The 20,955-nt window shown below is 71.1% G+C and carries 18 protein-coding genes; 11 read left to right on the top strand and 7 right to left on the bottom strand.

Features of this window, described 5'->3' with window-relative positions:
* The first annotated feature begins 13 nt into the window (after nt 1–13).
* Both ACZ4YL_RS15455 and ACZ4YL_RS15450 read left to right on the top strand, forming a co-directional pair.
* Entirely contained in the window at nt 14–1,276 is a 1,263-nt protein-coding gene (locus tag ACZ4YL_RS15455) for an amidohydrolase family protein (RefSeq protein WP_468117256.1), read from the top strand.
* Nucleotides 1,273–2,496 (top strand): amidohydrolase family protein, encoded by a 1,224-nt coding sequence (locus ACZ4YL_RS15450; protein ID WP_468116846.1) that lies wholly within the window; start codon nt 1,273–1,275, stop codon nt 2,494–2,496. Before ACZ4YL_RS15455 ends, ACZ4YL_RS15450 begins: the two co-directional genes overlap by 4 nt.
* 22 nt (nt 2,497–2,518) lie before the next feature.
* Here the strand turns inward: ACZ4YL_RS15450 and ACZ4YL_RS15445 are convergent, their stop codons facing one another.
* The gene (locus ACZ4YL_RS15445) at nt 2,519–5,611 is read right to left on the bottom strand and encodes an NACHT domain-containing protein (protein WP_468116844.1); all 3,093 of its coding nucleotides are present in this window, start codon (nt 5,609–5,611) and stop codon (nt 2,519–2,521) included.
* 115 nt (nt 5,612–5,726) lie between these two features.
* Here ACZ4YL_RS15445 and ACZ4YL_RS15440 point away from each other — a divergent pair, with 115 nt between their 5' ends.
* From ACZ4YL_RS15440 to ACZ4YL_RS15430, 3 genes are read left to right on the top strand one after another with little or no spacing between them, the layout of a single operon-like run.
* A complete protein-coding gene (locus ACZ4YL_RS15440) occupies nt 5,727–6,692 on the top strand; it encodes a sterol desaturase family protein (RefSeq protein ID WP_468116842.1) in 966 nt (321 codons plus the stop codon).
* The gene (locus ACZ4YL_RS15435; RefSeq protein ID WP_468116840.1) at nt 6,689–7,402 is read left to right on the top strand and encodes a lysoplasmalogenase; all 714 of its coding nucleotides are present in this window, start codon (nt 6,689–6,691) and stop codon (nt 7,400–7,402) included. The genes ACZ4YL_RS15440 and ACZ4YL_RS15435 overlap by 4 nt, the downstream gene beginning before the upstream one ends.
* A gap of 29 nt (nt 7,403–7,431) precedes the next feature.
* Entirely contained in the window at nt 7,432–8,475 is a 1,044-nt protein-coding gene (locus tag ACZ4YL_RS15430) for a zinc-dependent alcohol dehydrogenase family protein (protein WP_468116838.1), read from the top strand.
* Between the two features lie 89 nt (nt 8,476–8,564).
* Here ACZ4YL_RS15430 and ACZ4YL_RS15425 read toward each other — a convergent pair whose 3' ends face one another.
* Complete coding sequence (locus ACZ4YL_RS15425) at nt 8,565–10,121, bottom strand: S8 family serine peptidase (RefSeq protein ID WP_468116836.1); 1,557 nt, start codon at nt 10,119–10,121, stop codon at nt 8,565–8,567.
* A 257-nt stretch (nt 10,122–10,378) separates the two neighbouring features.
* On the opposite strand from ACZ4YL_RS15425, the gene ACZ4YL_RS15420 reads away from it, so the two are divergent.
* The 3 genes from ACZ4YL_RS15420 (at nt 10,379) to moaA (ending at nt 13,537) form a co-directional block, all read left to right on the top strand.
* Nucleotides 10,379–10,744 (top strand): DUF485 domain-containing protein, encoded by a 366-nt coding sequence (locus ACZ4YL_RS15420; RefSeq protein ID WP_468116835.1) that lies wholly within the window; start codon nt 10,379–10,381, stop codon nt 10,742–10,744.
* Nucleotides 10,741–12,369 carry a solute symporter family protein gene (locus ACZ4YL_RS15415; protein ID WP_468116834.1) on the top strand — a complete coding sequence of 543 codons (1,629 nt, stop codon included), beginning with the start codon at nt 10,741–10,743 and terminating at the stop codon, nt 12,367–12,369. Before ACZ4YL_RS15420 ends, ACZ4YL_RS15415 begins: the two co-directional genes overlap by 4 nt.
* A 178-nt stretch (nt 12,370–12,547) precedes the next feature.
* Nucleotides 12,548–13,537 (top strand): GTP 3',8-cyclase MoaA, encoded by a 990-nt coding sequence (moaA, locus tag ACZ4YL_RS15410; protein ID WP_382536856.1) that lies wholly within the window; start codon nt 12,548–12,550, stop codon nt 13,535–13,537.
* Nucleotides 13,538–13,617: 80 nt separating this feature from the next.
* Here moaA and ACZ4YL_RS15405 read toward each other — a convergent pair whose 3' ends face one another.
* Nucleotides 13,618–13,869: a hypothetical protein gene (locus ACZ4YL_RS15405; protein ID WP_468116832.1), complete on the bottom strand. Its 252-nt coding sequence runs from the start codon at nt 13,867–13,869 to the stop codon at nt 13,618–13,620.
* 136 nt (nt 13,870–14,005) lie between these two features.
* On the bottom strand, nt 14,006–14,284 hold the full coding sequence (locus ACZ4YL_RS15400) for a DUF3099 domain-containing protein (RefSeq protein ID WP_468117254.1): 279 nt from the start codon (nt 14,282–14,284) through the stop codon (nt 14,006–14,008).
* A gap of 240 nt (nt 14,285–14,524) precedes the next feature.
* Between ACZ4YL_RS15400 and ACZ4YL_RS15395 the strand changes: the two genes are divergently transcribed.
* Nucleotides 14,525–14,800 carry a GlsB/YeaQ/YmgE family stress response membrane protein gene (locus ACZ4YL_RS15395; RefSeq protein WP_030720149.1) on the top strand — a complete coding sequence of 92 codons (276 nt, stop codon included), beginning with the start codon at nt 14,525–14,527 and terminating at the stop codon, nt 14,798–14,800.
* Nucleotides 14,801–14,908: 108 nt separating this feature from the next.
* Here the strand turns inward: ACZ4YL_RS15395 and tyrS are convergent, their stop codons facing one another.
* The 3 genes from tyrS to ACZ4YL_RS15380 all read right to left on the bottom strand — a co-directional run bounded on the left by tyrS (nt 14,909) and on the right by ACZ4YL_RS15380 (nt 19,209).
* A complete protein-coding gene (tyrS, locus tag ACZ4YL_RS15390; protein WP_468116830.1) occupies nt 14,909–16,177 on the bottom strand; it encodes a tyrosine--tRNA ligase in 1,269 nt (422 codons plus the stop codon).
* A 72-nt stretch (nt 16,178–16,249) separates the two neighbouring features.
* Nucleotides 16,250–17,650, bottom strand: a complete 1,401-nt coding sequence (locus tag ACZ4YL_RS15385; protein WP_468116829.1) for a metallopeptidase TldD-related protein — start codon at nt 17,648–17,650, stop codon at nt 16,250–16,252.
* Nucleotides 17,647–19,209 (bottom strand): TldD/PmbA family protein, encoded by a 1,563-nt coding sequence (locus ACZ4YL_RS15380; RefSeq protein WP_468116827.1) that lies wholly within the window; start codon nt 19,207–19,209, stop codon nt 17,647–17,649. Before ACZ4YL_RS15380 ends, ACZ4YL_RS15385 begins: the two co-directional genes overlap by 4 nt.
* Nucleotides 19,210–19,354: 145 nt before the next feature.
* Between ACZ4YL_RS15380 and fabG the strand changes: the two genes are divergently transcribed.
* Together fabG and fabI are read left to right on the top strand one after the other, a co-directional pair.
* Nucleotides 19,355–20,074, top strand: coding sequence for a 3-oxoacyl-[acyl-carrier-protein] reductase (gene fabG / locus ACZ4YL_RS15375; protein ID WP_301371981.1), 720 nt, complete (start codon nt 19,355–19,357; stop codon nt 20,072–20,074).
* Between the two features lie 5 nt (nt 20,075–20,079).
* A complete protein-coding gene (fabI, locus tag ACZ4YL_RS15370; RefSeq protein ID WP_314249208.1) occupies nt 20,080–20,850 on the top strand; it encodes an enoyl-ACP reductase FabI in 771 nt (256 codons plus the stop codon).
* Nucleotides 20,851–20,955: the final 105 nt, after the last annotated feature.

Raw genomic sequence — 20,955 nt, 5'->3', positions numbered from 1 at the left:
CGAAGACCCGTACCTGATCATCTCCTCCGACTGCCACGCCGGCCTGCCCACCGAGCAGTACCGCCCCTACCTGGATTCCCGCTTCCACCCCCAGTTCGACGAGTTCCTCGGCGAACGCGACGCCCGCCGGGCGGAGGCCACCCGCCTCGGCGTCCGGAACGAGGCCTTCGCCGAGAAGTGGTTCCACGACCACGAGGAAGGCCTCAAGGGCGGCTGGGACACCGGGCAGCGGCTGAAGGAACTCGACGGCGACGGCGTGGCCGCCGAGGTCGTCTTCCCCGACGCGGACGCCGTCGACAGCCAGACCGCCGCCCCCTTCGGCGTCGGCCTCGGCCTCTCCGGTGACCAGGACCCCGAGCTCGGCATGGCGGGCGCGCAGGCGCACAACCGCTGGCTCGCGGAGTTCGTGGGGCAGCACCCGGAGCGGCACTGCGGAGTCGCCCTGCTCCCCATCACGGGCGAGCCGGAGAAGGTCGTCGCCGAGATCCACCGGGCCAAGGCGTCCGGGCTGGGCGCGCTGATGATCCCCGCGATGTGGGTGGACAAGGCGCCCTACCACGACCGCCGCTACGACCCCGTATGGGCGGCGGCCGCCGAGACGCAGATGCCGATCGTCACCCACTCCGGGTCCTCGCCGCGCCACGAGTACGGCGACCACCTGGGCATCTTCGTCTCCGAGGTCACCTGGTGGCCGGCCCGCCCGCTGTGGTTCCTGCTCTGGTCGGGGGTGTTCGAGCGCCACCCCGGCCTGAAGTTCGGCGTCGCCGAGGCGGGCTGCTGGTGGCTGCCGAACCAGCTGTGGTTCATGGACCGGCTCTACCTCGGCGCGCACGGCGGCAAGAAGCTCTCGCCGTTCGAGGAGCTGAAGCGGCCGCCCAGCGAGTACCTGGACCGCCAGGTCTTCATCTGTGCGACGAACACCAAGCGCCGGGAGCTCGCGCAGCGGTACGAGATCGGCGTGGACAACATCCTGTGGGGCTCGGACTTCCCGCACCCCGAGGGCACCTGGCCGAACACCCGGACCTGGCTGAAGAACACCTTCCACGACATCCCGGTCGCGGAGACCCGCCGGATGCTCGGGCTCGCGGCGGCCGAGGTCTTCGGCTTCGACACCGCGAAGCTGGCCCCGATCGCCCGCCGGATCGGCCCCACCCCGGCGGAGCTGGGCCAGTCCCCGGACCAGGCGGCGGTGGAGGCCTCCTGGGCCCGCTCCCGCGAGGTGGGCCGCCACTGGCTCACCGACAACGACTTCCCGGTGCTGGGGGTGAACCCGTGACGTCCGAGGACCGCTACACGGTGATCTCGGCGGACTGCCACGCGGGCGCCGACCTGCTGGACTACAAGCCGTACCTGGAGAAACGCCACCACGAGGACTTCGACGCCTGGGCCGCCACGTACGTGAACCCGTACGAGGACCTCCTCGCGGACACCGCCGACCGCAACTGGAACTCCGCGCGGCGCCTTGCGGAACTGGAGGCCGACGGCATCGTCGCCGAGGTCCTCTTCCCCAACACCGTCCCGCCCTTCTTCCCCAAGGCCTCCCTGATGGCCCAGCCCCCGACGGCCGCCGAGTACGAGATGCGGTGGGCGGGGCTCCAGGCCCACAACCGCTGGCTGGCGGACTTCTGCGCGGACGCGCCGGGGCGGCGGGCGGGGGTCGCCCAGATCCTCCTGAACGACGTGGACGCGGCGGTCGGCGAGATCCGCCGGGCCCGGGCGGCCGGCCTGACGGGCGGCATCCTGCTCCCGGGCGTCCCGCCCGGCTCCACCGTCCCCGAGCTGTACTCGGCCGCCTACGACCCCATCTGGGCGGTCTGCGACGAGCTGGACGTCCCGGTCAACCACCACGGCGGCTCGGCCTCGCCGCCGCTGGGCGACGAACCGGCGGCCCGGGCCGTCTTCATGGTGGAGACGACCTGGTTCTCGCACCGCGCCCTGTGGCACCTCGTCTTCGGCGGGGCCTTCCACCGTCACCCGGGGCTGAAGCTGGTCCTGACGGAGCAGGGCTCCGGGTGGATCCCCGGGGTGCTGGAGATGCTGGACTACTACCACGGCCGCCTGGTCGCGGCATCGGCCACGGCCGAGTCCAAGTTCGGGGCGGGCCTCGCGGAGTCGATGGGCCGGGGGCCGAGCGAGGTCTGGCGGGACAACTGCTTCGTGGGAGCGAGCTTCATGCGCCCCCACGAGGTCCCGCTGCGGGAGCGGATCGGCCTCGACAAGATCATGTGGGGCAGCGACTACCCCCACGACGAGGGCACCACCCCCTTCTCCCGCGAAGGCCTCCGCATCGCCTACGCGGGCCTCCCGCGCGAGGAGGTCGCCGCGATGGCCGGCGGCAACGCGGCCCGCGTGTACGGCTTCGACCTCGCCCTGCTGGACGCGGTCGCGGCCAAGCACGGCCCGCTGGTCTCGGAGATCGCGGAGCCGTTGACGGCCGTGCCCCCGGAGGCCACCAGCCCGGCCTTCGCCCGCGGGGGGTCGGTCCGGGTCTGGTGACACCGGCTCCCGCCGGAGCGGCTCAGTTCTTGTACACGAGCCGCTCCGCCGGGATGCTCTCGGAGCCGACCACCCTGGTGCGCCGGTCCACCTCGACGACCAGCCCGTCCACGGCCGCGAGGGGTGAGAGGTCCACCGTTCCGAGGCACTCGCTCAGGGCGAGCAGCCGCAGCCCGGGCAACTCGGCCAGCGGCTCCAGTGTCCCCTCGAACATGCACCTGATCAGCACGAGTTCCTTCAGCCGCCGGTACGGTACGAGGGCCGCGGCCGACACCGGTGCGGCGTGCCGGATCTGCAACGAGCCGAGTTCCGGGAGCGGGAGCGAGTGGACCAGCTGCCGGTACTGCAGGCTGCCCGCGATCGTCAGCTCCTTCACCCCCGGCCACCGGTCGATCCCGTCGAGGGTCATCCGGCGGGCGCCCTGCCACAAGGCCAGGGACGTCAGCCCCTCGGCCGCCGGGACGTCCCCGATCGCCCTCTGCTCGGGCTCGAACCCGATGACCAGGGACTTGAGCCCGCCGACCGCCGCCAGCGGGGCCAGGGAGAGGCCGTCCCGGAGGTAGCCGAAGGCGAGGCTGTCCGCCGACAGTTCGGTGACCACCTCGACGCCCGTGACCTCAGGGCAGTCCAGTACGCCGAGGTGCCGGAGCGTCGGATGCCCGGCCAGCGGCGCGAGATCGGTCAGGGCCGCATTGCGGTGGATGACCAGCCACTCCAGGTCCGGCCGCGCGGATATGTCCGGCGGGAGGGCCCCGTTCCAGGTCAGGTGGACCCGCCGTATGTGCGGCATCCGGCCGAGCACGGCGAGCTGCTCCGGCGTGCGGACGTGCAGATGCCCGACGCGCACCGGGGCGTCGGCCAGGACCGCGTCCGCGTAGTCATCGGTGGGGAACCGCCCCCAGGCGTCGGACAGTTCATGGACCACGTCGTAGCGGTCGTCCCTCCGGAAGCCGGCGATGACCTGGAGAGCCCGGTCCCCGCCGACGAGTGCGGCCGTACGGATGATGGCGGCAGCCTGCTGCTCGTCCAGTCCCGCCGGGTCCGGCAGGAGTTCCAGGACCAGCTCGCCCGCCTTGGCCAGCTCCTCGGCCTGCCCCACCGAGTGCGGCGGCAGCAGGTGCGCCGTACGCGCCTCCACCTCGTGCCAGACCTCGGGGTCCAGTTCCGGGGCGTGCTCCAGGCAGGCCGCGGCCAGCAGCACCAGCCGGTTCCGGCCCCGCTTGACCTTGTCGGCCCGCCGCAGGAGCTGCCGGAGCAGGCGTGCGCGCTCGTCGGGGCGGGCATGCCCCACCGCCATGCGGACCACGTCCTCCCACGCGTCCTCGTGGGCGTTGCCCACCAGCACACCGAAGTCCCGTGCCTCCACGGCCGCCTTGGCCCCCAGGTAGTCCTGGAAGGTGCGGTGCACGAAGTGGACCGACCCCGGAACCGGCTCCCGGAGCAGCCCGCTGCGGATCAGCAGGTGCCGGAACACCTGCTCGGCACCGGCCTGTGCCCGGACCTGGGGCATGGCGCCGAGCCACTCGCCCACCATCTCCTCGGCCTCCGTGCAGGACGCCTCCAGCTGGCCGTTGCGGATGAGCCAGTAGGCGAGCCGCTGGAGCAGCAGGGTCTGTTCGTCCCTGCTGAGGTACACGCCCTCGACACCGGAGATGTCCCGTTCGGTGTCCCGGCGTACGAGGAGCATGTCCAGGGCGGCGTCGTACAGCTCCTTGCGCGCCCTGGGCAGGTGCATGTGACGGTCCCGGTTCAGGGCGCACAGCAAGGCGCACATGAGGGGGTTCGAAGCCAGCCATCCGAGGTCCCGGCGGGAACCGACGGACTGGATCAGTGATCTCTCGTACCGGTCGAGGCTGTCCCGTTCCTCCTCGGAGCCGCACTCGGCACGGGCGGAGTCGTGCCAGTGCGTGATGAAGGCGCTGACGTCGTCGCGCTCCATCGACAGCAGGGAGAGGAGGGAGAAAGCCTGCCCGGTCAGCCAGTCCTCCGGGACCGCCGACGGGCGGGTGGTCACCACGTAGCGGGCCCGGGGATAGGCCGCGAGCAGGGATCTCAGCCACTCCTCCGTGCGGCTGCGCAGCTTGGACGGGACCTCGTCGACGCCGTCGATCAGGACGAGTGCCCGCCCTTCGGACAGCAGGTTCTCGACCCATCCGTCCGGGGCCCGCAGCGGCACGCCCGAGGCGCGCAGCCAGTTCTCCGGCATAGGCAGGCCCTCGGGCGAGTTGAACGAGCGCAGCCGCAGGACGAAGGGGACGAGCGTGTTCCAGTGGCGCAGGCCGAGTTTGAAGCTCCGCCTCGCCGCGTTCAGGGCCAGCCACTGGACCAGGGTGCTCTTGCCCGAACCCGCCGGGCCGCGCAGCAGTACACGCTCGGACGTGCTGAGTGCCTGCTCGGTCTTCATCGCCGAGTGGCGGCCCGGATCCTCCAGCAGCTGCTCGCCCGTCACCGCCAGGCTGATGTACGCCAGGTCCAGGGGCCATTCCTCGCGAGCGTGACCGAGGGTCAGGCCGAACAGCTGGAGGCGGCTGTGGGCGTCGGCGACGTACCGCGCGTACCGCTCCTCGAAGGCGTACGCCGTTCCGTCCCCGGTGGCGCCCAGCCGGTCCACCGCCCGCGCCAGCTCACCCGTCCGCCGGACCAGTTCCACCTCCGCCCGGGCCCCGAAGCCCGGCAGGGTCGTCATGTATTCCACCGCGTGCGCGCAGCACAGCCGGACCAGCCGTCCGTACAGGGCCTCCGCCGCCGGGCTCAGGCCCGCCGGGGGGCCGGGGAGGGCCGCCGCCAGGGCCGCCGGGTCGAGGTCCGCCACGAAGAGGGACTCCGCGTCCAGGGGGCCGAGCGCCGCGAAGGCGTCGCCGACCGCGTCCAGCGCCGCCAGACGCTCGTGCTCCGGCAACGCCGCGGCCTCCGGGCCGAGGCGCTCCGCCAGGGCTTCGGTCAGGCGCCGCATCTCGCCGTCGCCGAGTTCCGCCGGAGGCTTGCGCCAGCGCGGGGCCGGCCGGGCCGGGTCGGCCGCCAGGCCCGCCCCCGGGGCCCTGGCCAGGAGGGACTTCACCAGCGTCCCCGCCGCCGTCCCCGCCACCCGTAAGAGAACCGTCTCCAAGCCCGTCATTCCCCGCCCTTCCCTTGGTCCGGACATCATCTCGCGAACCGCTGGTAACCCCGATGGATACCGATCGGTAACAACCTCTAGCGGCACCCCCGAGAGCGCCTCTATGGTGCGGGACATGCCGAACCTGCCCGATGTCGTGCTGTGGTCCATACCTGCCTTTGTGCTGCTCACCGTCATCGAGGTGGTGAGCTACCGGCTCCATCCCGACGAGGACGCCGCCGGCTACGACACCAAGGACGCCGTCACGAGCGTCACCATGGGGGTCGGCAGTATCGGCTTCGACCTGCTCTGGAAGATCCCGGTCGTCGCCGTCTTCACCGCGGTCTACGAACTGACCCCGCTGCGGGTGCCGTTCCTGTGGTGGACCGCCCTGCTGATGCTGCTCGCCCAGGACTTCCTCTACTACTGGCAGCACCGCCTCCACCACGTCATCCGCATCCTGTGGGCCTGCCACGTGGTCCACCACAGCAGCCGGCGTTTCAACCTCACCACCGCCCTGCGCCAGCCCTGGACCAGCGCCACCACCTGGTGGTTCTACCTGCCGATGGTGGCCCTCGGCGTGCACCCGGCGGCGATCCCGTTCTGCTACGGACTCAACCTGCTCTACCAGTTCTGGGTCCACACCGAGCGCATCGGCAAGCTGCCGCGGCCCTACGAGTACGTCTTCAACACCCCCTCCCACCACCGCGTCCACCACGCCTCGCAGGGCGGCTACCTTGACCGCAACTTCGGCGGCATCCTGATCGTCTGGGACCGGATGTTCGGTTCCTGGGTGGGGGAGACGGACAAGCCCGTCTACGGGCTCACCAAGAACATCGGCACCCACAACCCGCTGCGCGTGGCCACCCACGAGTACGCGGCCATCGCCCGGGACGTGCGCGCCGCCGGGAGCTGGCGCCAGCGGGCCGGACACGTCTTCCGCGGCCCCGGCTGGCAGCCCGCCCCAGCAGCCGCCACCGCATCGACCCCTGCCACCGCAGCCGGCCCCGCTCCGGCCACCGGCAGCGCAGCCGTCCCCGCTCCGGTCACCGGCACCGCAGCCGGCCCCGCCGCCTCGGCCGTACAGGAGACCACCGCGTGAGCACCGCCGAGTCCCCGGGCCGACCCGCCCCCGCCTGGGCGGCGGACCAGGCGCCGGCCGGCCGGCCGCGCCTCGGCCGCATCGCCCTCGTGGCCTTCGCCGTGGCCGCCGCCGTCGACCTCGGCTCGCTGCTCGCCGGCTGGCACCTCGGGCACGTGATCGCCAAGCCGCTGCTGATGCCGCTGCTCGTGACCCACATGGCCACTCGCGGCGCCCCCCGGCTGCTGCTCGCCGCCCTGCTGTTCGGCTGGGGCGGGGACCTGGCCCTGCTCTTCGACGCCGAGCCCGCCTTCCTCGCAGGGATGGGCTCCTTCGCCGTCGGGCACGTCTGCTACCTCGTCCTCTTCGGCAAGCGGCCCGCGAACCCGCTGGTCGGGGGCGCGTACACGCTCGCCCTCCTCGGCACCGTCGCCCTGCTGTGGTCCGATCTGCCGGCCGACCTGCGGATCCCCGTGGCCGGCTACAGCCTGCTGCTCACCGCCATGGCGTTCCGCTCCAGCGCCCTCGGCCTGCGGGCCGGGATCGGCGGCGCACTGTTCCTGCTCTCCGACACCCTCATCGCCACCGGTGTCGCCGAATGGCCCCAGCTGCCCCGCCCGGACTTCTGGATCATGGCCACGTACCTCGCCGCCCAGTACCTGCTGGCGACTGGCGCGACCTCCCGGGAAGCAGGCGTACGGTATGACGGTTCCACAGTCGTACAAGACTGAACGATCCCGAACCGGAGGACTGCACCACCATGCGCGCCACCGTCATCCACGCCCCCCACGACATCCGCGTGGAGGAGGTGCCCGACGCTGCGATCCAGCGCCCCGAGGACGCCGTCGTCCGCGTCCTGCGTGCCTGTATCTGCGGCAGCGACCTGTGGGCCTACCGCGGCGAGGCCGAGCGTCAGCCCGGCCAGCGCATCGGCCATGAGTTCCTCGGCATCGTCGAGGAGACCGGCTCCGCCGTGTCCGGCGTGCGGGTGGGCGACCTCGTCGTCGCGCCCTTCATGTGGTCGGACGGCACCTGCGAGTACTGCAAGGAGGGCCTGTTCACCTCCTGCGACCACGGCGGTTTCTGGGGCTCGGTCGGCCACGACGGAGGCCAGGGCGAGGCCGTCCGCGTCCCGCACGCCGACGGCACCCTGGTGACGCTGCCCGCCGAGGCCGTCTCGGACGACCACCTGCTGACCGGGCTGCTCGCGCTGTCCGACGTCATGGGCACCGGCCACCACGCGGCGCTGGGCGCGGGCGTGCGCATGGGCTCCACGGTCGCCGTCGTCGGCGACGGCGCGGTCGGTCTGTGCGGCGTCCTCGCCGCCAAGCGCCTGGGCGCCGAGCGGATCATCGCCCTGGGCCGCCACACCGTACGTACGGACATCGCCAGGCTCTTCGGGGCCACCGACGTCGTCGCCGAGCGCGGTGAGGCCGCCGAGGCGGCCGTGCGCGAGCTCACCGGCGGCCGGGGCGCGCACGCGGTCATCGAGGCGGTCGGCACCGAGCAGTCGATGCGCACCGCCGTGAACATCACCCGCGACGGCGGGGCCATCGGCTACGTCGGCGTCCCGCACGGCAGCGGCACCGGCCTCGACCTCGGCGTCATGTTCGACCGCAACATCACCCTGCGCGGCGGCGTGGCCCCGGTCCGCGCGTACATCCCGGAGCTGCTGGAGGACGTGCTCAGCGGCGCGATCGACCCGGCGCCCGTCTTCGACCGGACCGTGTCGCTGGACGAGGTCCCGGACGGCTACCGGGCGATGGACGACCGCAGCGCGCTCAAGGTGATGATCAAGCCCTGACCTGCGGGACGAGCGAATGAACGAATGAACGAAAGGACGGGCCGGGCGGGTGATCCCCGCCCGGCCCGTCCGCCTCGCTGCGACCGCTGTTACTTCACGGCCTTGAGCGCGTCGATCACGCCGTATCCGTAGTAGCCCGTCTGCCCCCACTTGCTCTGGCAGGTGGTGGCGTCGATCAGGGTGCCCGCGGCGTCGTATATCTGCGTCGGACAGGCCGCCTTCGTGGACTGGGCCTTCAGCATGGCCTGGAGCTGCGCGGGCGTGGCCGACGGGTGGGCGCTCTTGAGGAGCGCCGCGACGCCCGCGACGTGCGGGGCGGCCATCGAGGTGCCCTGCTTGTAGCCGTAGCCCCCGCCCGGGACGGTCGACAGCACGCGCCCGTTGGCGTCCGGGGTGTCCGGGACCTGCCACTTGTCGCCGCCGGGGGCGGCGACGTCCACGACCCCGAGGCCGTAGCTGGAGTAGTACGAGCGCAGGCCCTTGTCGCCGGTCGCGGAGACGGTGACCACACCCGGCAGCTGCGTGGGCAGGTCCAGGCAGACCTTCGGGTCGATGGTGCGCGGCACCGGGGTGGTGTCGTTCGGGCTGGTCTCGTCGACGAGGGAGTCGGCCGCCAGGTCCTGGTCGGAGTTGCCGGCCGAGGCGATGTGGAGCGTGCCCTTGCGCTCGGCGTACTTGGTGGCCCGGCCGATGGCCTCCACCAGCGCCTTCTGGTCGTCGTCGGACTTGCAGTTGAAGAGCCACGGGTCGACGTAGTAGCTGTTGTTGGTCACCTCGATCCCCTTCTCGGCGGCGAACATGAAGCCGCAGACGACCGCCTCGGTGTAGAAGAGGCTGGTCCCGGGCTCGCTCACCTTGATCGCGGCGATCTTCACGCCCGGCGCGACACCGCTGACGCCGATGCCGTTGCGCGCGGCCCCGATGGTCCCGGCCACGTGCGTGCCGTGGTCGCTGCCGTCGGCGTACGGGCGCCAGGCGCCCTCGGTGGTGTCGGCGACGCCGCCCACGCAGTTGGCCGACTGGCTCTTGGAGAAGTTCGGGGCGAGATCGGGGTGGGTGTCGTCGACACCCGTGTCGATGATGCCCACGGTGACGTTCGGGCTGCCATCGTTGATCTTGTGAGCCTTGTCGGCCTCGATCGTCCGCAGGTCCCACTGGTTGGGCTCCAGCGGCTCCTGACCCTCCTGGGCCGCTGCCGCCGCCTTGGCGGCGTCCGCCGCGCTCAGCTGCTGGGTCGCGCCCTCCTCGGTGGTCCGCGCCGCCGACATCGGGGCCGTGCGGGTGGCGCCGACCGACACGAACAGGCCGCGCTGGGCTCGCAGCTGCTTGGCGAAGTCCGGGTTCTGGGAGTGTGCGACCACGACCCCGATCTGCTCATAGGCCGTCACCACCGTTCCGCCGGCCCGCTCGACGGCCTTCTTCGCCGCCTTCACCGTGGCGTACGCGTTCAGGTTGGCCACGTACGACAGCTTGGGGCCGAAGGTGTCGGCCTTCGAAGCCGTCGCCGTGCCGGCCGTACCGCCCAGCGGGGCGGCCGAGGCCGAGATCGCGGGCAGGAAGGCGAGCGAGGCGGTGAGCGCCAGGCCGACGGGTACGGCGAGAGCACGGCTGCGCTTCTTGGGCGCACGCGACCCCAGCTGATCCATGGGTTCTCCAGGTCATGTTCGAAAAAGCCGCCCGGACGCGGTCGCGTCGGACGGGTTCATGACAAGCGAACCTAGCGTCGCCGTTCCTCTCTGCGCCATCAGTTCGAGAAATCAGTTCCCGAAGAACCAACGGGTGTTGAACCGTCCCGCCGCGCCGTCCGTGCCGTTGACAGGGGGGATCGGCACCACCGTCCCCCCACACGGAGGTTGTTTTGTCCGTCGTCCCCACCGCACCCGCGTCACAAGGAGATCCCCCCGTGACCACCGAAGCAGCGCCGCCGCCGGGCAGCGCGGGAACGCCACCGGCCGCCCCCACGGCAGACGACTACACGAGCGTCCAGCAGAGCGCGGAGTTCGCCGAACTGCGCGGCTCCTACCGCTCCTTCGCCTTCCCGCTCACCGTGGCCTTCATCGCCTGGTACCTGCTCTACGTCCTGCTGTCCAACTACGCGGGCGGCTTCATGGGGACCAAGCTCTTCGGCAACATCAACGTCGCCCTCGTGCTCGGCCTCGCCCAGTTCGCGACGACCTTCCTGATCGCCTGGCTCTACGCACGCCACGCGGCCGCGCAGCTCGACCCCAAGGCCGGGGCCATCAAGGCGCGGATGGAGGCCGCCGAATGAGCGGCGCGACGCACCTGACGACGCTCGCCGCGGGAGCCTCCGAGCACCGCCCGCTGATCATCACCCTGTTCGGGCTGTTCGTCGTCGCCACCCTGATCATCACCGTCTGGGCCGGCCGCCAGACCCGGGGCGCCGCCGACTTCTACGCGGGCGGCCGCCAGTTCACCGGCTTCCAGAACGGCCTCGCCATCTCCGGCGACTACATGTCCGCCGCGTCCTTCCTCGGCATCGCCGGAGCCATCGCCCTCTTCGGCTACGACGGCTTCCTCTACTCGATCGGCTTCCTCGTCGCCTGGCTGGTCGCCCTGCTGCTCGTCGCCGAGCCGCTGCGCAACTCCGGCCGCTACACGATGGGCGACGTCCTCGCGTACCGGATGCGCCAGCGGCCCGTCCGTACCGCCGCCGGCACCTCCACCATCGTGGTCTCGATCTTCTACCTGCTCGCCCAGATGGCCGGCGCCGGCGTGCTCGTCTCGCTGCTCCTGGGCATCACCAGCGACGGCGGCAAGGTGGCCGTCGTCGCGCTGGTCGGCGTACTGATGATCGTCTACGTGACCATCGGCGGCATGAAGGGCACCACCTGGGTCCAGATGATCAAGGCGGTGCTGCTGATCGCGGGCGCCCTGCTGATCACCCTCCTGGTGCTGGTGAAGTTCAACTTCAACATCTCCGACCTGCTGGGCAAGGCCGCCGAGAACAGCGGACAGGGGGCGAAGTTCCTCGAACCCGGCCTCAAGTACGGCAAGGACCCGACCTCGAAGCTGGACTTCATCTCGCTCGGCCTCGCCCTGGTCCTCGGCACAGCAGGCCTGCCGCACATCCTGATCCGCTTCTACACCGTGCCCACCGCGCAGGCCGCCCGTAAGTCCGTCCTCTGGGCCATCGGCATCATCGGCGGCTTCTACCTGATGACGATCGCCCTCGGCTTCGGCGCCGCGGCGCTGCTCGACCGCGACGAGATCATCAAGTCCAACAAGGCCGGCAACACCGCCGCACCGCTGCTCGCCCAGGCCGTCGGCGGCGGCCCCGACTCCACCGGCGGCGCCATCCTGCTCGCCGTGATCTCCGCGGTCGCCTTCGCCACCATCCTGGCCGTCGTCGCGGGCCTCACCCTCGCCTCCTCCTCGTCCTTCGCGCACGACCTGTACGTGAACGTGATCCGCAAGGGCAAGGCCACCGAGAAGGAGGAGATGCGCGCGGCCCGCTGGTCGACCGTCGTCATCGGAGCCGTCGCCATCGGCCTCGGCGCACTGGCCCGCGACCTGAACGTGGCCGGCCTGGTCGCGCTCGCCTTCGCGGTCGCCGCCTCCGCGAACCTGCCGACGATCCTCTACAGCCTCTTCTGGAAGCGCTTCACCACCCGGGGCGCGCTCTGGTCCATCTACGGCGGACTGATCTCGGCGGTCGGCCTGGTGCTGTTCTCCCCGGTCGTGTCCGGAAAGCCCACCTCGATGTTCAAGGACGCGGACTTCTTCTGGTTCCCGCTGGAGAACCCGGGGATCATCTCGATCCCCCTCGGCTTCCTGCTGGGCTGGCTGGGAACCGTCCTCTCCAAGGAGAAGGCCGACCCCCGGAAGTTCGCCGAGCTGGAAGTGCGCTCCCTCACCGGAACAGGGGCGCACTGACATCATCCGAACACCCAGCGTGGCCGCGTCGTAGATCTCTACGACGCGGCCACGTCACGTCTCGTTCATTTGGGCACCCCTGGATGACACAGGCGTCACGTAGTCTCGAAATAGAACGCGTGAAGTAGATCCAACGTCCGCGCGTACCTCTACTTCCGGACAGGGGAGGGGGCCCACAGTGCTTCTCGACACCTACGGCCGCGTGGCCACTGACCTGCGCGTCTCACTGACCGACCGGTGCAATCTGCGCTGCACCTACTGCATGCCCGAGGAGGGCCTGCAGTGGCTCGGCAAGTCGGACCTGCTCAGTGACGACGAGATCGTCCGGCTGATCCGCATCGCGGTCACGCAGCTGGGGATCACCGAGGTCCGGTTCACCGGAGGCGAGCCGCTGCTGCGGCCCGGCCTGGTCGGCATCGTCGAGCGGTGCGCGGCCCTGGAGCCCCGCCCCAAGATGTCGCTGACCACCAACGGCATCGGTCTGAAGCGCACCGCGCAGGCCCTGAAGGCCGCCGGACTGGACCGGGTGAACGTGTCCCTGGACACCCTGCGGCCCGAGGTCTTCAAGACCCTCACCCGCCGGGACCGGCACAAGGACGTCATCGACGGCATGGCCGCGGCCCGCGAGGCCGGCCTCACCCCCGTCAAGGTCAACGCCGTGCTCATGCCCGGCCTCAACGACGACGAGGCCCCCGACCTGCTGGCCTGGGCCGTGGAGAACGAGTACGAGCTCCGCTTCATCGAGCAGATGCCGCTCGACGCCCAGCACGGCTGGAAGCGCGACGGCATGATCACCGCCGGGGACATCCTGGAGTCCCTGCGCACCCGCTTCACGCTCACCGAGGAAGGCGCCGTCGAGCGCGGCTCCGCCCCGGCCGAGCGCTGGGTGGTCGACGGGGGCCCGGCCACCGTCGGCGTCATCGCCTCGGTCACCCGCCCGTTCTGCGGTGCCTGCGACCGTACGCGGCTCACGGCCGACGGCCAGGTGCGTACGTGCCTGTTCGCCACCGAGGAGTCGGACCTGCGCGCGGCCCTGCGCTCGGGCGCGCCGGACGAGGAGATCGCCCGGCTCTGGAAGGTCGCGATGTGGGGCAAGAAGGCCGGATCCGGTCTCGACGACCCGTCCTTCCTGCAGCCCGACCGCCCGATGTCCGCGATCGGCGGCTGACCGGGGCGGCAGATCCCGGGACGCGGGACCCAGGGAGCAGATCCCGGGTCCCGGGTCGGTTCGGGTCAGGTCAGGTCAGGTCAGCGCGGGCGTTCCGAGCCCTCCGGCTGCACCCACTCGTCCAGCTTCACGACGTCCTTGAGGAAACCGCGGACCCCCAGGAACTGGGAGAGGTGTTCGCGGTGCTCCTCGCACGCCAGCCAGGTCTTGCGCCGTTCCGGCGTGTGCAGCGTCGGGTTGTTCCACGCCAGGACCCACACGGCCGCGTCACGGCAGCCCTTGGCGGAGCAGGTGGGATTCTCGTCGAGGCCGGAGGCGTTGGAGGAAGTCACGGCCCCACATTAGAACGGAATGGCGACGCCGAGCAGCCACGGGGGGAGCTGCCCGGCGTCGGTCCGTCGCTCCGACGGGGGATGCGGAGCGCGTGAGCAGTATGTCACGCAGGACCCGGTGGAGTGCACCGGAACTTCATGATTGATCTGAGCTTTTCTTGAGGTTTCCCGCGTCCAGCGCCGGTCGCACGGGAGCCGGAACGAAGTGCGAGGGAAGTGAGGGCGTCGACTCGCGCCCGGCGTTGGCGATGACCACGGCCACGTACGGGAGCAGGGCGCCGGCCACGAGCGTCACCATGGCCACCGGGCGCTGCACGTTCCACAACAGCACGGTCGCGATGACCGAAAGGGTCCTGATCGTCATCGAGATCACGTACCGGCGCTGACGGCCCCGCACGTCCTCGGCGAGACCCATCCGCGCGCCGGTGATCCGGAAGACCTCGGCCCCGTTCTGCTTCTGCCGCTTCGTCCGCTCCACGCTCCACCACCCGATCGCCCGCCGGGCACTCCCGGCCCGGACCCCTCCCACGGTACGCCCGCCCCCCTGCCGTGAGGAGAGGGGGGACCCCCGTACGGAGCTGTCCGAAATGCGCGGTACGCCGGATGGGTCGAAACTGGGCCCACGTGCGCACAACGCGCCAGGAGGAGGCTCGACATGGGTTGGTTGTGGGCGATCATCGTCGGTTTCGTGCTGGGGCTGATAGCCAAGGCCATCCTGCCGGGCAAGCAGCACCAGCCGCTGTGGCTGACCACCCTCTTCGGCATCGCCGGCGCCGTCCTCGGCAACGCGGTGGCCACATGGATCGGTGTCGGCGAGACCAAGGGCATCGACTGGACCCGACACCTGCTGCAGATCGTCGGGGCGGTCGTCATCGTCGCGCTCGGCGAGATGGCGTACGGAGCGATCAAGGGCAAGCGGCAGACGACGTGACGCACCGCGGGTCAGCCGCGGGTCACGACGAAGGGGCCGGCCCGGACCAAGCGTCCGAACCGGCCCCTCCGCCGTGTTCTGCCGTGCTGCCGCGCGTCCTGCGACGCGTCAGGCGCCGGTGACCTCCACCGCGGCCAGGTTCTTCTTGCCGCGGCGCAGCACCAGCCAGCGCCCGTGGAGCAGGTCCTCCTTGGCGGGGACCGCGTCCTCGGCGGTGACCTTCGTGTTGTTCACGTAGGCGCCGCCCTCCTTCACGGTCCGGCGGCCGGCCGACTTGCTCGCGACCAGGCCGGTCTCCGCGAGCATGTCCACCACGAGGCCGGGCTCCGTCACCTGGGCGTGCGGCAGCTCGGACAGGGCCGCGGCCAGCGTGGCCTCGTCCAGCTCCGCCAGGTCGCCCTGACCGAACAGTGCCTTCGACGCGGCGATCACGGCGGCGCACTGGTCGGCGCCGTGCACGAGCGTCGTCAGCTCCTCGGCCAGCGCCCGCTGGGCGGCGCGCGCCTGCGGCCGCTCGGCGGTCTGCGCCTCCAGTGCCTCCAGCTCCTCACGGGACTTGAAGGACAGGATCCGCATGTAGGTGGAAATGTCCCGGTCGTCCACGTTCAGCCAGAACTGGTAGAACGCGTACGGCGTGGTCATCTCCGGGTCGAGCCACACGGCCCCGCTCTCGGACTTGCCGAACTTGGTGCCGTCCGCCTTGACCATCAGCGGGGTCGCCAGCGCGTGCACGACCGCGCCCGGCTCGACCCGGTGGATCAGGTCGAGTCCGGCCGTCAGGTTGCCCCACTGGTCGGAGCCGCCCTGCTGGAGCACGCAGCCGTAGCGCCGGTACAGCTCCAGGAAGTCCATGCCCTGGAGCAGCTGGTAGCTGAACTCGGTGTAGCTGATGCCCTGGTCGGAGTCGAGCCGCTTGGCGACCGAGTCCTTCGTCAGCATCTTGTTGACCCGGAAGTGCTTGCCGATGTCGCGCAGGAACTCGATGGCGGACATGCCCGCCGTCCAGTCCAGGTTGTTCACCATGAGCGCCGCGTTCTCGCCCTCGAAGGACAGGAACGGCTCGATCTGGGTGCGCAGCCGGGTCACCCAGTTCGCGACGGTCTCCGGGTCGTTCAGGGTCCGCTCGGCCGTCGGTCGCGGGTCGCCGATCTGCCCGGTGGCCCCGCCCACCAGCGCCAGCGGCCGGTTACCGGCCTGCTGGAGCCGGCGCACGGTGAGCACCTGGACCAGGTGCCCCACGTGCAGCGAGGCCGCGGTCGGGTCGAAGCCGCAATAGAAGGTGACCGGACCGTCCGCGAAGGCCTTGCGCAGGGCTTCTTCGTCGGTGGACTGGGCGAAGAGCCCGCGCCACTTCAGTTCGTCGACGATGTCAGTCACGGTCGTGACTCTCCTTGAGAGATGGAGTGAGTAGGGATGCGGATGAGGGGTCTACCCGCACATTCTAGGTGGTCAGACGCCCTTGCTCACCGAACTCATGTTGAAATCGGGGATACGCAGCGCCGGCATCGCGGCGCGCGTGAACCAGTCGCTCCACTCGCGCGGCAGGGTCTTCTCGGTCCGGCCGGCCTCCGAGGCCCGCGACAGCAGGTCCACGGGGGACTCGTTGAACCGGAAGTTGTTGACCTCGCCGACCACCTGCCCGTTCTCCACCAGGTAGACGCCGTCCCGGGTCAGGCCCGTGAGCAGCAGCGTCGCCGGGTCCACCTCGCGGATGTACCAGAGGCAGGTCAGCAGCAGACCCCGCTCGGTGGACGCGACCATCTCCTCCAGCGACTTCTCGCCGCCCGCGTCCAGGATCAGGTTCCCGAAGCCGGGGGAGAGCTGCATCCCGGTCAGGCCCGCCGTGTGCCGGGTCGTGCTCAGCCGGTTCAGGTGACCGTCCGCGATCCACTCGGTCGCCGGGACCGGCAGGCCGTTGTCGAACACCGAGGCGTCGTCCCCGGAGCTGTGCGCGATCACGAACGGCGCGGACTCCAGGCCCGCCGCGTTCGGGTCGCTGCGCAGGGAGAGCGGCAGTCCGGACAGCTTCTCGCCGAGCCGGGTGCCGCCGCCGGGCTTGGAGAAGACCGTACGGCCCTCCACCGCGTCCCGGGCCGCCGCCGACCACATCTGGTAGATCAGCAGGTCGGCCACGGCGGTCGGCGGCAGCAGGGTCTCGTACCGGCCCGCGGGCAGGTCGATCTTCCGCTCCGCCCAGCCGAGGCGCACCGCGAGCTCCGCGTCCAGCACGGTCGGGTCCACGTCCTTGAAGTCCCGGGTGGAGCGGCCCGCCCAGGCGGAGCGCTGCCGGTCCGGGGACTTCGCGTTGAGCTCCAGGGTGCCGTTCGGCTGGTCGTGGCGCAGCCGCAGGCCCGTCGAGGTGCCGACGTAGGTGGAGATCAGCTCGTGGTTGGCGAAGCCGTACAGCTCCCGGCCGCCCTCGCGGGCCCGGGCGAAGGCCTCGCCGAGGGCCGGGGCGAAGTCCGCGAAGACCGCCGAGCTCGTCTCGGCCGGGGCGTCGGTGAAGTCCGGCGAGGCCGGGGTCCCGGTGATCAGCTGCTGGGCGTCCTCGGCCGGGCCCGCCCCGCGGGCGGCCGCCTCGGCGGCCCGCACCAGCGGCTCCAGGTCGTCCGCGGTCACGGCGGAGCGCGAGACGACCCCCGAGGCCGTGCCCTCCTTGCCGTCGACCGTGGCGATGACCGTCAGGGTCCGGCCGCGGGTCACGCCGTTCGTCGTCAGGGCGTTGCCCGCCCAGCGCAGATTGGCGCTCGACCCCTCGTCGGCGATGACGACGCAGCCGTCGGCGGTGGACAGCTCCAGGGCCCGCTCGACGATCTCGTGGGGCTTGGTGATGCGGTTCGTCGAGCTCATCGCCCGGCCTCCTGCGTGGTGTTCAGGATGTTCACGTCGCGGAACAGCGCGGACGGGCAGCCGTGCGAGACCGCCGCCACCTGGCCCGGCTGGGCCTTGCCGCAGTTGAAGGCGCCGCCCAGGACGTAGGTCTGCGGGCCGCCGACCTTCTCCATCGAGCCCCAGAAATCGGTGGTGGTGGCCTGGTACGCGACATCGCGCAGCTGCCCGGCCAGTTTGCCGTTCTCGATCCTGTATGCCCGTTGCTGGGTGAATTGGAAGTTGTAGCGCTGCATGTCGATCGACCAGGAGCGGTCGCCGACCACGTAGATCCCGCGCTCCACCCCGCCGATCAGGTCCTCGGTCGAGAGCCCGCCCGGATCCGGCTGGAGGGAGACGTTCGCCATCCGCTGGACGGGCACGTGCCCGGGGGAATCGGCGAAGGCGCAGCCGTTGGAGCGCCCGAGGCCGGTCAGCTTCGCGATCCGCCGGTCCAGCTGGTAGCCGACCAGGGTGCCGTCCTTGACCAGGTCCCAGCTCTGCGCCTGGACGCCCTCGTCGTCGAAGCCGACGGTGGCCAGCCCGTGCTCGGCGGTGCGGTCACCCGTCACGTTCATGATCGGGGAGCCGTACCTGAGCTTGCCCAGCTGGTCGAAGGTGGCGAAGGAGGTCCCCGCGTACGCCGCCTCGTAGCCCAGCGCCCGGTCCAGCTCGGTGGCGTGGCCGATCGACTCGTGGATGGTGAGCCACAGGTTGGACGGGTCCACCACCAGGTCGTAGCGGCCGGCCTCGACGCTCGGCGCCCGCATCTTCTCGGCGAGCAGGCCGGGGATCTGCTCCAGCTCGGAGTTCCAGTCCCAGCCGGTGCCGGTGAGGTACTCCCAGCCGCGGCCGGCGGGCGGGGCGATGGTGCGCATCGAGTCGAACTCGCCGGTCGTGCCGTTCACGGCGACCGCGGTGAGCTGCGGGTGGATCCGGACCCGCTGCTGCGTGGTCGAGGTGCCCGCGGTGTCGGCGTAGAACTTGTTCTCGTGGACGGCGAGCAGCGAGGCGTCCACGTGGGCCACCCCGTCGGCCGCCAGCAGGCGCGCGCTCCAGTCGGCGAGCAGCGCGGCCTTCTCGGCGTCCGGCACCTCGAAGGGGTTCACGTCGTACGCGGAGATCCACGTCCGGTCGGCGTGCACCGGCTCGTCGGCGAGCTCCACCCGCTCGTCCGAACCGGCGGCCTTGATCACCTGGGCGGACAGCTTCGCCATGGCCACGGCCTGCGAGGCCACCTTGGCGGCGGCGTCCATGGTCAGGTCCACACCGGAGGCGAATCCCCAGCTGCCCCCGTGCACGACCCGGACCGCGTACCCGAGATCGGTGGTGTCGGAGCCACCGGAGGGCTTGGCGTCCCGCAGGCGCCAGGAGGCGCTGCGGATCCGCTCCAGCCGGAAGTCGGCATGCTCGGCGCCCAGCGCGCGGGCCCGGGCGAGCGCCGCGTCGGCGAGCGCCCGCAGGGGCAGCGCGGTGAAGGCCGCGTCGATGGAATGGGGCACGGAAGTCCTCCCGTGGTCGGAGCCGGTCGCCCCGATCATGTCGCGATCGGGGCCCTTGTGCCTACATCTTTCTGTAGGGATTCGACAGAGCCGGTCGCAAGGCCCTGTCGGGGGTCGATTCTCCGTACGAGCGATGCGACCTATAGGTTTTTGGTATTCAGACCGCTAGCGAAAGGGTGATCCGTTGAGCCGCTCGGTTCTCGTCACCGGAGGAAACCGGGGCATCGGCCTCGCCATCGCCCAAGCCTTCGCGGAGGCCGGCGACAAGGTCGCGATCACGTACCGGTCGGGTGAGCCGCCGGAGGCGCTCACCTCGATCGGTGTCCTGGCGGTGCGGTGCGACATCACCGACTCCGAGCAGGTGGAGCAGGCCTACAAGGAGATCGAGGACGCGCACGGCGCGGTCGAGGTGCTCGTGGCCAACGCCGGCATCACCAAGGACACGCTGCTGATGCGCATGTCCGAGGAGGACTTCACGTCCGTCCTCGACACCAACCTCACCGGCACCTTCCGGGTGGTCAAGCGCGCGAACCGTGGCATGCTCCGTGCCAAGAAGGGCCGCGTCGTCCTGATCTCCTCGGTCGTCGGGCTCCTGGGCTCAGCCGGCCAGGCCAACTACGCCGCCTCCAAGGCCGCGCTGGTGGGCTTCGCCCGCTCCCTCGCCCGCGAGCTGGGTTCCCGCAACATCACCTTCAACGTCGTCGCCCCCGGTTTCGTGGACACCGACATGACGAAGGTGCTCACCGACGAGCAGCGCGCGGGCATCGTGGGCCAGGTGCCGCTCGGCCGTTACGCGCAGCCCGAGGAGATCGCGGCAGCCGTCCGCTTCCTGGCGTCCGACGACGCCGCGTACATCACCGGAGCCGTCATTCCCGTTGACGGCGGATTGGGCATGGGTCACTGATCACCATGAGCGGAATTCTCGAGGGCAAGCGCATCCTCATCACGGGTGTGCTGATGGAGTCGTCCATCGCCTTCCACACGGCCCGGCTGGCCCAGGAGCAGGGCGCCGAGGTCATCCTCACCGCGTGGCCGCGTCCGTCGCTGACCGAGCGCATCGCGAAGAAGCTGCCGAAGCCGGTCAAGGTGATCGAGCTCGACGTCACCAACGACGAGCACCTGGCCCGTCTGGAGGGCCTCGTCCGCGACGAGCTCGGCGGCCTCGACGGCGTCGTCCACTCCATCGGCTTCGCCCCGCAGGACGCCCTCGGCGGCAACTTCCTGAACACGCCGTTCGAGTCGGTGGCCACCGCCATGCACGTCTCGGCGTTCTCGCTGAAGTCGCTGACCATGGCCTGCAAGCCGCTGTTCCCGGCGGAGGGCGCGGCCGTCGTCGGCCTCACCTTCGACGCGCAGTTCGCCTGGCCGCAGTACGACTGGATGGGCCCGGCCAAGGCCGCCCTGGAGGCCACGAGCCGTTACCTCGCCCGTGACCTGGGCAAGGAGAACATCCGCTGCAACCTGGTCTCGGCCGGGCCGATCGGCTCCATGGCCGCGAAGTCCATCCCGGGCTTCTCGGAGCTGGCGGACGTCTGGAACTCCCGCTCGATGCTGGAGTGGGACATGAGCGACCCGGAGCCGACGGGCAAGGGCGTCGTCGCCCTGCTGTCGGACTGGTTCCCGAAGACCACCGGCGAGATCGTCCACGTGGACGGCGGCCTGCACGCGATGGGTGCCTGATCCCCGATCGGGTCTCCCACGTCCGTACGGCGGCGGGGGGGGGGGGGGGGGGGGGGGGGGGGGTGCGATGATCCCGCGCGCAGAGCGGCCCGCGTTGACTCCGTC

Source organism: Streptomyces sp. NPDC030021 (genome assembly GCF_055574035.1).
Note: the sequence above shows the minus strand (reverse complement) of the source record. Positions and strands in the feature narration are given on the sequence as shown.

Excerpts from the sequence above, each read along its gene's own strand:
- fabI (WP_314249208.1), top strand. The coding sequence starts at position 20,080 with ATGAGCGGAATTCTCGAGGGCAAGCGCATCCTCATCACGGGTGTGCTG.
- ACZ4YL_RS15380 (WP_468116827.1), bottom strand. The coding sequence starts at position 19,209 with ATGATCGGGGCGACCGGCTCCGACCACGGGAGGACTTCCGTGCCCCAT.
- ACZ4YL_RS15440 (WP_468116842.1), top strand. The coding sequence starts at position 5,727 with ATGCCGAACCTGCCCGATGTCGTGCTGTGGTCCATACCTGCCTTTGTG.
- ACZ4YL_RS15430 (WP_468116838.1), top strand. The coding sequence starts at position 7,432 with ATGCGCGCCACCGTCATCCACGCCCCCCACGACATCCGCGTGGAGGAG.
- ACZ4YL_RS15385 (WP_468116829.1), bottom strand. The coding sequence starts at position 17,650 with ATGAGCTCGACGAACCGCATCACCAAGCCCCACGAGATCGTCGAGCGG.
- ACZ4YL_RS15445 (WP_468116844.1), bottom strand. The coding sequence starts at position 5,611 with ATGACGGGCTTGGAGACGGTTCTCTTACGGGTGGCGGGGACGGCGGCG.
- ACZ4YL_RS15395 (WP_030720149.1), top strand. The coding sequence starts at position 14,525 with ATGGGTTGGTTGTGGGCGATCATCGTCGGTTTCGTGCTGGGGCTGATA.
- ACZ4YL_RS15415 (WP_468116834.1), top strand. The coding sequence starts at position 10,741 with ATGAGCGGCGCGACGCACCTGACGACGCTCGCCGCGGGAGCCTCCGAG.
- ACZ4YL_RS15425 (WP_468116836.1), bottom strand. The coding sequence starts at position 10,121 with ATGGATCAGCTGGGGTCGCGTGCGCCCAAGAAGCGCAGCCGTGCTCTC.
- ACZ4YL_RS15400 (WP_468117254.1), bottom strand. The coding sequence starts at position 14,284 with ATGGGTCTCGCCGAGGACGTGCGGGGCCGTCAGCGCCGGTACGTGATC.